The organism is Winogradskyella sp., from assembly GCF_013042245.1.
Taxonomy (GTDB): Bacteria; Bacteroidota; Bacteroidia; order Flavobacteriales; family Flavobacteriaceae; genus Winogradskyella.
The window spans coordinates 1-11,692 of sequence record NZ_JABDQL010000127.1; the positions used below are offsets into that span (position 1 = coordinate 1).

An 11,692-nucleotide genomic window follows, 5' to 3' on the forward strand; every position below is an offset into this window, starting at 1 on the left:
GATATAGTAAAACTGTAACATTATGACTTTTATGGATATATTTACTATTCTGTGACATCGAGTCACAAAATAGTAATAATTAACGAGGCAAGCCTCGAGGTATTAAACCTGAAAGCGAATAAAATTATCAATATCCTTAGTCACATATTCACCAGCTAACGACATATACTGACCTTTACGATTAATAACAACAAGTCCAAAACAAGATTCTACTTTTTCAAAGAAAGTATTTAAGACAAGATTTTCAACATCAGAATACGTAGTTTTAAAATCTAAATAAGATTTAACCCTTTTTTCATCTGAAGAAACAAAAATATTTCTAATACTTTTTTCTTCAACGGATTCACCAAACTTTAATATTGCACTTTCGGTTTTACCTAAATTTCTAAAATTATCATAATAACACCTAGATTTTGGTTGACGAAAGGAAACAACAAAAAAATATTCTTTATTCCATTGATAGTTCTTTCTAAAAAATTCTATTTTATTAATATCAATTTGACCTTTACCTATAATTCCTCCTTGCTGAGAATGGCAAATAAAAGAGATAAAAAGATATGAAAGAACTAAAATTCGTTTCATGTAATGTTACTTAAAAAACGAATCTACAAACTCATATTTATTAAAGACTTGTAAATCCTCAATACCTTCACCAACACCTATATATTTTACTGGGATTTGAAACTGGTCACTAATACCAATGACAACACCACCTTTTGCAGTACCATCTAGCTTTGTAACCGCTAAAGACGTAACTTCTGTTGCTGCAGTAAACTGTTTGGCTTGTTCAAAAGCGTTCTGTCCTGTAGAACCATCTAGTACCAATAAAACATCATGCGGTGCGTCGCCCACTACTTTTTGCATGACACGCTTTACTTTAGTCAGCTCATTCATTAAATTAATCTTGTTGTGTAAACGCCCAGCTGTATCAATAATAATAACATCTGCATCTTGGTTAACACCAGATTCTAAAGCGTCAAATGCTACAGAAGCTGGATCGCTTCCCATATCTTGCCTTACCATTGGTACGTCTACGCGATCTGCCCAAACTTGCAATTGATCGATAGCTGCTGCTCTAAAAGTATCTGCAGCACCAAGCACGACTTTTAATCCTTGCTTTTTGAATTGATAAGCTAATTTACCAATGGTTGTTGTTTTACCAACACCATTTACACCAACAACCATTAATACATATGGTGTTTTTTGGCCGTTATCCTGTTTTGGTAGTTGTGGAATTGTATACTCGGTTTCTTCACCAGAATTAGTTTCTGACAATAAACCTGCAATTTCTTCTCTTAAAATCTGATTAAGCTCTGATGTCCCTAAATACTTATCTTTAGATACACGCTCTTCAATTCGTTCGATGACCTTAAGTGTTGTATTAACACCTACATCACTAGTAACTAGGATTTCTTCTAAATTATCTAAAACGTCGTCATCGACTTTAGATTTACCGGCAACTGCTTTGTTTAATTTATTGAAAAAAGAGGATTTAGATTTCTCTAAACCTTTATCTAGGGTTTCCTTCTTTTCTGAAGAAAATATTTTTTTAAAAAAGCTCATGTAACTATTAATTTCTATTGAGATTACAACAATCTTGCCTGATTTAGGCTTACTGCTAAGTTGTCATAATCAGCTCAAATATAGACATAAAAAAACTGCTTTCAAATGAAAGCAGTTTTATAAAAACGTTACAAATTGACGCTTATTTCTTAGCTAAAAACTCATTAACAAATTCTGGTGCCATTACGGACTCCACAAATGTATAAGCACCAGTTTTTGGTGACTTAACCATTTTTATAGCTTTTGTCAAACGTTTTGATCCTGTCTGTAAAGACGCTACTGATTTCTTTGCCATGGTGCTTTAGTTATTTAATTTCTTTATGAACTGTCATACGCTTAAGAATAGGATTAAATTTCTTAATCTCCATACGATCTGGCGTATTCTTTTTGTTTTTGGTCGTAATATATCTAGAAGTTCCTGGCTGACCAGAAGCTTTGTGCTCTGTGCACTCTAAGATAACTTGTATTCTATTTCCTTTTTTTGCCATTGTAAATTGACTTTAGCGTAACGCTATTATTTGTAAAATCCTTTTTCTCTAGCTTCTTTTAATGCTGCAGTGATACCAATTTTATTGATAGTCTTTAACGCAGATGTAGAAACTTTTAATGTTACCCATTTATCTTCCTCAGGAATGTAAAAACGTTTTTTAACCAAGTTTGCATCAAACTTGCGTTTTGTTTTATTCATGGCGTGTGATACGTTGTTTCCAACCATTGCCTTTTTTCCAGTAAGTTCACAAACTCTTGACATTGTTTTCTCTCTTTAGGTATTCTTGTTTTTAAACAGGGTGCAAATTTAATAAAACTTTACATTTCAACAAACAGAAAGTATTACTTTTTTAATATTTCTTTCTGAAGCATTTCAAAAGCTTTGTTAGTAGCTTTTTTTACAGTCTTTTCGCGATGATTACTAAACTTAAAAACTTCAGCGTAAACGGTGTCTTTTGTAGCTATACCAATCCAAACCGTACCGACTTCGGCATCTGCATCTCCTTTAGACGGCCCAGCATTACCCGTTGTACTTATCGCAAAATCTGTATCATATAGTTGTAAAACGCCTTTTGCCATGGATTTGGCAACTTGCTCACTTACTACAGAATGCTTTTTTATTTCATCTTCGGAAACACTTAAAATATTTATTTTAGATTCCGAAGCATAACTTACTACACTACCCTTAAAATATTTTGATGCACCTGCATTAACCGTTATAGCATGTGCTATACTTCCGCCAGTGCAACTCTCTGCAACGGAAAGTGTCTTACCCATATGGGTTAGTTGCTTCCCAATTAAAGCCTCTATAGACAAATCTTCTTCATAACCCACAAATATGTCTTTTACAAAAGGTAATAATAAATTGACTTGCTTCTGCATTTCAGCTTCTAGCATTAATTTACCTGTAGATTTTCCTGAAAGTCTGAGCCTAACACGACCTAAACTTGGTAGATAAGCGAGCTTAATGAAACTTGGTAAGCTATCTTCAAACTCCTCAATTCTGTCGGCTATGACACTTTCACCTAATCCGTAAGTTAGTAATGTTTTGTGTTGAATGTAGGGTAACTTGAAGCGTTTTTGTAATTCTGGAAGAACTTTATAATTCATTAATGCCTTCATTTCGTAAGGCACTCCTGGAAGTGAGACAAATACTTTTCCATTTTTATCAAATAACATTCCTGGTGCTGTACCAAATTCGTTTTTAAGTACCGTACATGTTGAAGGCACTAACGCTTGTTGACGATTGATATCTGAAATTGTTGTATTGATATATTTTTCAAAAAGAAATTCGACATGATTTAAAACGTCTTTATTTTCAACCAAAGAATCGTCAAAATATTCACAAAGTGTATGCTTGGTTATATCGTCTTTTGTTGGACCTAAACCACCTGTGATAATGATGATATCTGCATTTTCTTCTGCTTCTTTTAACGCTTTAAGAATATGTTTTTTTTCATCCTGAATAGACGTAATTTGATAAACGGAAACGCCTATTTTATTAAGTTCTTTTCCTAAAAAAGCAGAGTTTGTATCTATAATTTGCCCGATGAGAATTTCATCGCCAATGGTAATAATTTCAGCATTCATAATTACAATCCGAAATCTTGACGAATCTCATTTACTGTATTCTCAATAGCAGTAAGTACTTCTTGAAGTTGGGAAGTAACGTCTTTATCTGTTTGCTCAAATTTACCCCAATCTTGAACTTCGATTAATTGGTCGTATACGCTAAGTCCAAACAAATCTATTGTTGGTTTCATTTTATGAGCAGCTTGATAGGTTTCTTTGTAATCTTTTGCGGGTACAGAATTACGTAATCGCTCTGCATCTTCAGGCACTTCTTCTAAAAATGCTCCTACTAAAGCTACAACGAAATCTTCATCGTTCTCTGCTAATTCTCTTACGCGTTCTAATTTATAGTGTTCTGCCATTACTCGATAATCGAGATTAAAATGATTTTAGTTAAGCCCCAAAATCAAAGGTTATTATTCTAGTTGTCTCTTAGCTTTGAAGAAACTTACTTTACTTTAATTGAAAACAATTCTTCATTTTCGATGAAGCCTTGCAGGTGGTCATTCGCAAAAACTTTTCCAACTCCTGCTGGTGTTCCCGTAAATATAATATCTCCAATCTTTAAAGTGAAATATTTTGAGACATATTCGATAAGTTCATCAACTTTCCATAGCATCAACTCTGTATTTCCAGATTGTACAACTTTATCATTTTTCTTTAAACTAAAACTGATATTGTTTACATCCTTGAATTTAGTTTTAGGCAACCACTTACCGATAACGGCAGCACCATCAAATGCCTTTGCTTTTTCCCATGGTAAGCCTTTAGACTTTAATTTTGCTTGAAGGTCTCTAGCTGTAAAATCTATCCCTAGACCTACCTCATTATAATACTTATGAGCAAATTTCTTATCAATATACTTCCCTACTTTATTAATCTTGATTAAAAGTTCTACCTCATGATGAACATCATCTGAAAACTCTGGAATAAAGAACGGTTGTTTCTTTAGTAAAATTGAAGTGTCCGGTTTTAAAAACACAACCGGGTCAGTTGGTTTCTCGTTTTCGAGTTCTTTTATATGGTCAGTATAATTTCGACCGATACAGATTAGTTTCATTATTAACCTAACTTATTATTAAACTGACTTAACTTAATCGCTGTTAATACTTTTTTGGTATATAAAGGAAAATCTGCATTTAATAACCAACCAAAATAGCCCGGTTCTTTTTCTAAAATGTCTAAGACACGTTTGCTTTTATGCTTACCGAATGAAAAACATTCTTCACCTTCTTTATTATAAACGATGAAACCTGCTAAATCGGCAAATTTTCTACGAGAACTGAATTCTGCTAAAAAATTAGCATCGTTTTCTAAATCTTCATAGCGGTCGAGTTGAGCCTTTAACACTTCGTAAGTTGCTTTAGTATCAGCTTCTGCCGTATGCGCATCGTCTAGGTTTTTATCACAGTAAAATTTATATGCTGCCGATAAGGTGCGCTGTTCCATTTTGTGGAAAATCGTTTGCACATCAATAGATTGTCTGCTTTTCATATCAAAATCTATCTCGGCACGGAGCATTTCTTCAGCTAATAACGGAATATCGAAACGGTTTGAATTGAAACCACCCAAATCAGAATCTTTAATGATATTATTAATCTCCTTTGCTAACTCCTTAAACGTTGGTGCATCAGCTACATCTGCATCCGAAATACCATGTACTGCCGTCGTTTCTGGCGGAATAGGAATTGTAGGATTCACCTTTTTTGTGTAGGTCTCTTCTTTACCATCAGGGAAAACCTTATGTATTGAAATTTCTACGATTCGGTCTTTTGAAATATTAATACCTGTAGTTTCTAAATCGAAAAAACAGATGGATTTATTGAGGTTGAGTTGCATAGCTTTTTTTTATGAAATACAAAGATAATGAGAATCGCTGTATTGCAACTTGACTTTCCAAAATTTAAAACCTAAATTCGTTTAACATTAGATATAACACATTAAAACGATTTTATATCAAGCCGTTGGCGGTGATTATAACGAAGCGGTTAAACCTTTTCATGAAAGACAAGTCTAATAAACATTTTAGAACAAACCACAGGAAATTTTTAAAAAAGACATGTAAAAAACTTAAAAAATGAATTACAAATTGATTACAATTACAATGTTAATTGCATTAGGATTATCTTCTTGCAATAAAGAAGATGATAGCACAACACCTACAGAAAATTGTACAATAGACCAAATTCTAGACGATACGAGAGGTGATTGTAACGTCAGTTTACCATTTAGTTCTGTATTTACACAAAGTACATCTGGAATTACAAGAACCATTAATGCCAACAGTATTCCGAACCATATGGTAGGGTTGTTTGGTGCTGGACTGGGCTCTCTCAATCCCAATGCCATTTCTGAGCAAAATGAAAGTTATACCATCTCTTTGAATCCAACATTTTCAGGCACGCTAACGCCTTTGCTTTCTACTACGGGAACAGAGCCAAACGCAGGACCCCAATATTCATTTGGGGTATTACTTAATGGTTTGGAATTAGACCCAGTTGCAGCAGAACCATTCCCTCACGAGGGAATGATGAGTCCGAACGTAAATTGGGAATGGAATTTAGAAGCTTTAAACGTGAATTTAGGGTTGGATTGTAACAATGCTCACGTACAGCCAACAGGAAAATATCATTATCACGGCTCACCAACCCTCTACTTACAAAATTTAAGTATCCCAACTAGTACTATGACATTAATTGGTTATGCAGCAGACGGGTTTCCTATTTATTACAAATATGCCTATTCTGATGCGAGTGATAATTCATCGTCTATAATCGAAATGATACCAAGTTATAAGCTAAAAACTGGAACAAGACCTGGCGATGGCACAACAGCACCTTGTGATGTTTATAATGGTGTTTATTCAAACGATTATGAATATGAAACTGGATTGGGAACATTAGATGAAGCCAATGGGAGAACAGGGGTAACACCAGAATATCCTTCAGGCACGTATTATTATGTGATTACTGAAGAATTTCCAAGTATACCAAGATACTTTAAAGGCACACCTTCTAATGATTTTAAAATTGGAGGGTAAATGAAATATTTATATGTCGTCTTTTTTCTCGTGTGTGGAAATTCAATTTTCGCACACGAACCAAATGAAGCCTTTTTTACATTCAATTTAGGTAAGAATCAAATTATGGTAGAGGCAGTATTTCCTTGGTCTATGAGAAATGCTCTTATAAATTACAACCCGAATCTTGAAACATCTAACAACAAGCAAGACTTTGAGAGTACTTTTGTGGCATACATCAGAGACAACCTAATTTTGAAAGACAAGAATGGTTTGGTTTTAGAATTTAAAAAATTCAAAGAAATTGATAACAATGGTCACTCACATCAAAATAATTATTTACTAACTTTTAAAGGCAATACTTTAGAGGAAGTAACGAACACCATAATGTTTAATACGTATACAAACCAAGTAAATTATAATACGATAACTTGGAATGGGACGAAATTTAAAACTTCAAAAAATAAAACATCTTTTAAAATAAATGAGGGAAATAAATTAGATTTTTTTCATTTTTGGTGGCTGCTTTTATTTCCGATATTAATTATAACAAGCATAGTTTTCTTCAAAAAGTCGAGTAGATAAAGGGGGATCTCACCCCTAAACCTCTCACAGAACCGTAGGTGACACTCTCGCATCATACGGCTCTTCTCAACAAGTCAAGGCGTAAACCCATATTGCCAATGCACAAACAGATTGGGATAATGCTTCGCAATTTCCCGTAACCATTTGTAAGCAAAGAACCAATGTTTTCGCCTAAATCGCCGATATTTGTTGCGTACCCACTTTACTAACTCCTTAAACGTTAGTGCATCAGCTACATCTGCATCCAAAATAACATGTACTGCCGTCGTTTCTGGCGGAATAGGAATTGTAGGATTCACCTTTTTTGTATAGGTCTCTTCTTTACCATCAGGGAAAACCTTATGTATTGAAATTTCTACGATTCGGTCTTTTGAAATATTAATACCTGTAGTTTCTAAATCGAAAAAACAGAGGATTTATTGAGGTTGAGTTGCATAGCTTTTTTTTATGAAATACAAAGATAATGAGAATCGCTGTATTGCAACTTGACTTTCTAAAATTTAAAACCTAAATTCGTTTAACATTAAATATAACACATTAAGACGATTTTATATCAAGCCGTTGGCAAACATTAAAAAATGACGAGTAAATATTAAAATGGAAAACAAACTTGAGTTAAAAACAATAAGTGAATTAAATCAATTTTCATTTTTTATTCCATCTTACCAAAGAGGTTATAAATGGACTAAAAAAGAGGTAAATGACCTACTTAATGACATAAACGAATTTAAACCTCGAGTTATTGACAACACGGACGATAAAACCTGGTATTGTCTTCAACCAATAGTCATTAAAAGCCGAGAAACAAAGGTTAATTCATATGAAGTTATAGACGGTCAACAACGTTTAACAACTATATACTTAATTTTGCACTATTTAAATCAAGATTTTATTGAAAGTAAAAGAGAAAAAATATTTCATATAGACTATCAAACTCGTTTAGGCACATCTGATTTTCTCGATAAACTTGAAGAAAATAAAATAAATGATAGCAACGTTGATTTTTACCATATTTCCCATGCTTATCAAACTATTTGCAGTTGGTTCGAAAAGAGAAAAGTAAATTTTGACAAACAAGAATTCGGTTCAAAATTTAAATATCATTCAAAAGTAATTTGGTATGAATCCCAAACAGAAAATCCAATTTCAATATTTACTAGGATTAATATAGGAAAAATTCCTTTGACAAATAGTGAATTGATAAAAGCTCTCTTCTTAAATAGTTCAAATTTTATTGGAACTAACCCAGAACAGTTAAGATTAAAGCAACTTGAAATAGCAACAGAATGGGATAATGTTGAACATGGACTTCAAGAAGATAGATTTTGGTACTTCCTAACAGGTCAAAATACTCATACAAATCGAATTGAATTCATTTTCAATTTAATGAATCAAGATAAAGACGAAAATGACCCTTATGCAACTTTTAGGTATTTCACCAAACTATTTAGAAACAGTAATCAAAAAACAATTGAAACTAACTGGCAACAAATAAAAAGGTATTATCAAAGATTTAGTGAGTGGTTTAATAAACGTGAATGGTATCATAAAATCGGATTTTTAGTAACCATCAATGAAATTTCAATCAGTAAATTATATTCAGAATCAAGTAATCTTTCAAAAGTTGAATTTAGTTCTTACTTAGATGACTTGATAGTAAAATCAATGAAAGACTTGGTTATTGAAGACTTACAATATCAAGATAAAAAAGAAGTACGTAAAACTTTACTTCTTTACAATATTATTACAATGCTCAATAGCCCTAAAGATAACTCTTATTTTCCTTTTCATTTATTCAAGAATGAAAGTTGGGATATTGAACATATTACATCTATAAAAGACACAGTCCCTGATAAAAATAGAGAACATTGGCTTAATGATGCAAAAGTCTTTATTGATGTATCTAAAAAAGAAGGCACCAAGCTACTCAAGAGATCAGAACAGTGTAATGTTAATAATGAAGATGAATTCAAAGAATTATTTGAAGATATTGTTTCGCACTTTAATTCAGATCTTGGTGATGATGCTATAAATGATATTTCTAATCTTACACTTCTTGATTCCCAAACTAATCGTGGATATAAAAATGCTGTATTTCCTCTAAAAAGAAAAACAATTATTAATCGTGATAAATCAGGTGTTTTTATTCCAATTTGTACTAAAAATGTATTTCTAAAATATTTTAGTGAATATCCACCGAAAATCTCATTTTGGACTGAAGAAGATCGTAAAAATTATGAAACAGACTTGTATTCTGTTTTGGACAAATATTTAACAATAAATGAGTAATCAAGAGAATTATACTGGACGCATTCTAAACTTTAATGATTTGATCAATGAACATTCCATTCAGATTCCTATCATACAAAGGGATTATGCTCAAGGAAGAAAAAATCAGAAAGAAGTAAGAGACAACTTCCTTAACGCAATTTTTAATTGTCTAAAAAATAATGAGCCCATAAAACTTGATTTCATTTATGGCAGTGTTGTGGATTCAAAATTTCAGCCATTGGATGGGCAACAAAGACTAACAACTCTTTTTTTACTTCATTGGTATGGAGCTACAAAAGAAGAATTACTATCAAATAAAAATATAAGTGATTTACTACGAAAATTCACATACGAAACCCGTATATCTTCACGTGAATTTAGTCAAGTTTTAGTTAAAGAATCAATCAAAGTATTAAATTCTGACCAAATATTAAGTGAAACAATTATTGATAAAAATTGGTTCTTTTTATCTTGGAAAAATGACCCTACAATTGACTCAATGCTTAGAAGCATTGATGCAATTCATGAAAAATTTTTTGAAATCGATAACCTTTGGGAGAAACTAAAATCTAATCTTATTCAATTCTATTTTGTAGAACTAGAGAATATGGGTTTAACAGATGACCTATATATTAAAATGAATGCAAGAGGTAAACTTTTAACGCCTTTTGAGAATTTTAAAGCAGGTTTTCAAAAAAAAATAATTGATGAAAATTGGGAGAATGGTTTGGATATTAAAGATCAATTTGGGGTTAAAATTGATAATGACTGGACTGACTTTTTCTGGGATTATTTTAGGAAAAACAACACAATCGATGATGCTCAAATAAGGCTTGTTAGTGCTATTGCAATGACAATGTCATCAGTAGAAAGAGTTAATTCAACTGACGTTAGAATCGATTTAATTAACCAATTACAAGAAGAACCTAGTAAAGTTCGCCCTACGCACTTTACAAAAAGAGCTTTTGATTTTCTTGTTTCAACTTTGGACATATATCATGAAAGGCTATTTCTATATGATTACTTATCCGACAAACTACCTTTTCCTTTATGGAGACATTCACCAAAAGGATCTTTTCTTTCAATGATTGTGCATGAAGATAATGCCACTTCTACTCTTCAAAGAAATAGTGCCACCTATACTCAAAAAGTTTTGTTTTTTGCAGAGTCTGTTTATTACAGAAAAAACGATGAAAAAAACAAAGAAACTTACGAAGATTGGATGCGAGTAGTTAGAAACATTGTTTCAAGAGGTGATGTAGAAAAAGATGGTTCAAGACCAGATATAGTTAGAAGCCCACAATCTTTTGATGGTGTTATAAATCTAATCAATGAATTATCAAATGGTTGCCAAAACATATATCAATTTCTTGATCAACAACCAAACCTAAAATCACAATATGCAAAAGATCAAATTAATGAAGAGATTGAAAAGGCAAGATTAATTTGTTTCGATCCAGACTACAGAAATATCATTTTTAAGGCTGAAGACAATGAATTATTGAGAGGTAAAATAAGTTTTATTTTTCACTGTATTAATTATAACTTTAATCCTTTGAATTTTGATTCTATTAAGTTTTCAAAAATTGCAGATGTAATTAATAATTATTTTGGTAATGAAAAAAGCTTAAATAACAATATTAGAAGAGCAATGTTGACTATTGAAGTCAAAGGCAATTATGAATTCTATTCTTACTGGTGGTCATATTGGCACATAGATAATGCAACTAAAAGAAGACTATTTGACAAATTCAGAGAAATAGAATATTGCATAAACGATGAATATTACAGAGAATATTTTAAAAAATTTATTTTGCAACTAATGTTAAAAACCCCTCAACAAATTACACAAGATTTTATTCCTTCCGAAAATTTTCCAAACTGGAAAAAGCGGTTGATTAAAGAATCAAATCTATTGGATAATAATAACAAAACAAATCATATTACTATCGCAGAAGATAACTCATATTGTTACTTATTGAAAAGTAAAAGACCACGTGAAATAGAAGGTAATATCAAAATACAATAAAAACCACACCCAACAACTAAGTTTTCGTTGCGTCCGTAGGACGAACAATGAAAACTCCTGTTGAACGGAACCGTTGAATTTAGAAACAAACTTAGGATGGCTATAAATAATTGCTTGTTCTCGCCTACTTTGGAAATTCCTGCGGAATTTCGGGTCACACGTAA

The 11,692-nt window shown here is 32.1% G+C and carries 13 protein-coding genes and 1 pseudogene; 4 read left to right on the plus strand and 10 right to left on the minus strand.

Features of this window, described 5'->3' with window-relative positions; all coding sequences use genetic code 11:
* Window positions 1-102 precede the first annotated feature (102 nt).
* From HKP48_RS09900 to HKP48_RS09940, 9 genes are all read right to left on the minus strand, one after another.
* Window positions 103-582: a hypothetical protein gene (locus HKP48_RS09900; protein ID WP_296345374.1), complete on the minus strand. Its 480-nt coding sequence runs from the start codon at window positions 580-582 to the stop codon at window positions 103-105.
* A 6-nt stretch (window positions 583-588) separates the two neighbouring features.
* On the minus strand, window positions 589-1,563 hold the full coding sequence (gene ftsY, locus HKP48_RS09905; RefSeq protein WP_296345376.1) for a signal recognition particle-docking protein FtsY: 975 nt from the start codon (window positions 1,561-1,563) through the stop codon (window positions 589-591).
* A 142-nt stretch (window positions 1,564-1,705) separates the two neighbouring features.
* Window positions 1,706-1,858: a DUF4295 domain-containing protein gene (locus tag HKP48_RS09910; protein ID WP_073085660.1), complete on the minus strand. Its 153-nt coding sequence runs from the start codon at window positions 1,856-1,858 to the stop codon at window positions 1,706-1,708.
* A gap of 10 nt (window positions 1,859-1,868) precedes the next feature.
* The gene (gene rpmG, locus HKP48_RS09915) at window positions 1,869-2,051 is read right to left on the minus strand and encodes a 50S ribosomal protein L33 (RefSeq protein ID WP_008271040.1); all 183 of its coding nucleotides are present in this window, start codon (window positions 2,049-2,051) and stop codon (window positions 1,869-1,871) included.
* A 26-nt stretch (window positions 2,052-2,077) separates the two neighbouring features.
* Window positions 2,078-2,314: a 50S ribosomal protein L28 gene (gene rpmB, locus HKP48_RS09920; protein WP_296345382.1), complete on the minus strand. Its 237-nt coding sequence runs from the start codon at window positions 2,312-2,314 to the stop codon at window positions 2,078-2,080.
* A gap of 80 nt (window positions 2,315-2,394) precedes the next feature.
* Window positions 2,395-3,642 carry a competence/damage-inducible protein A gene (locus HKP48_RS09925; protein ID WP_296345384.1) on the minus strand — a complete coding sequence of 416 codons (1,248 nt, stop codon included), beginning with the start codon at window positions 3,640-3,642 and terminating at the stop codon, window positions 2,395-2,397.
* A 2-nt stretch (window positions 3,643-3,644) separates the two neighbouring features.
* A complete protein-coding gene (locus HKP48_RS09930) occupies window positions 3,645-3,986 on the minus strand; it encodes an Hpt domain-containing protein (RefSeq protein ID WP_296345386.1) in 342 nt (113 codons plus the stop codon).
* A gap of 86 nt (window positions 3,987-4,072) precedes the next feature.
* Window positions 4,073-4,684: a fumarylacetoacetate hydrolase family protein gene (locus HKP48_RS09935; RefSeq protein WP_296345388.1), complete on the minus strand. Its 612-nt coding sequence runs from the start codon at window positions 4,682-4,684 to the stop codon at window positions 4,073-4,075.
* Window positions 4,685-4,686: 2 nt separating this feature from the next.
* Window positions 4,687-5,463: a 3'-5' exonuclease gene (locus HKP48_RS09940; RefSeq protein WP_296345390.1), complete on the minus strand. Its 777-nt coding sequence runs from the start codon at window positions 5,461-5,463 to the stop codon at window positions 4,687-4,689.
* A 238-nt stretch (window positions 5,464-5,701) separates the two neighbouring features.
* Here HKP48_RS09940 and HKP48_RS09945 point away from each other — a divergent pair, with 238 nt between their 5' ends.
* Together HKP48_RS09945 and HKP48_RS09950 are read left to right on the plus strand one after the other, a co-directional pair.
* Window positions 5,702-6,664 carry a YHYH protein gene (locus tag HKP48_RS09945; protein ID WP_296345392.1) on the plus strand — a complete coding sequence of 321 codons (963 nt, stop codon included), beginning with the start codon at window positions 5,702-5,704 and terminating at the stop codon, window positions 6,662-6,664.
* Window positions 6,665-7,228: a hypothetical protein gene (locus HKP48_RS09950; RefSeq protein ID WP_296345394.1), complete on the plus strand. Its 564-nt coding sequence runs from the start codon at window positions 6,665-6,667 to the stop codon at window positions 7,226-7,228.
* 206 nt (window positions 7,229-7,434) lie between these two features.
* Here the strand turns inward: HKP48_RS09950 and HKP48_RS09955 are convergent.
* Window positions 7,435-7,644, minus strand: a pseudogene (locus HKP48_RS09955) (3'-5' exonuclease); the annotation flags it as partial.
* Between the two features lie 181 nt (window positions 7,645-7,825).
* Between HKP48_RS09955 and HKP48_RS09960 the strand changes: the two are divergent.
* Window positions 7,826-9,517, plus strand: a complete 1,692-nt coding sequence (locus tag HKP48_RS09960; protein WP_296345397.1) for a DUF262 domain-containing protein — start codon at window positions 7,826-7,828, stop codon at window positions 9,515-9,517.
* Complete coding sequence (locus HKP48_RS09965; RefSeq protein ID WP_296345399.1) at window positions 9,510-11,528, plus strand: DUF262 domain-containing protein; 2,019 nt, start codon at window positions 9,510-9,512, stop codon at window positions 11,526-11,528. The genes HKP48_RS09960 and HKP48_RS09965 overlap by 8 nt, the downstream gene beginning before the upstream one ends.
* The last annotated feature ends 164 nt before the right edge of the window (window positions 11,529-11,692 follow it).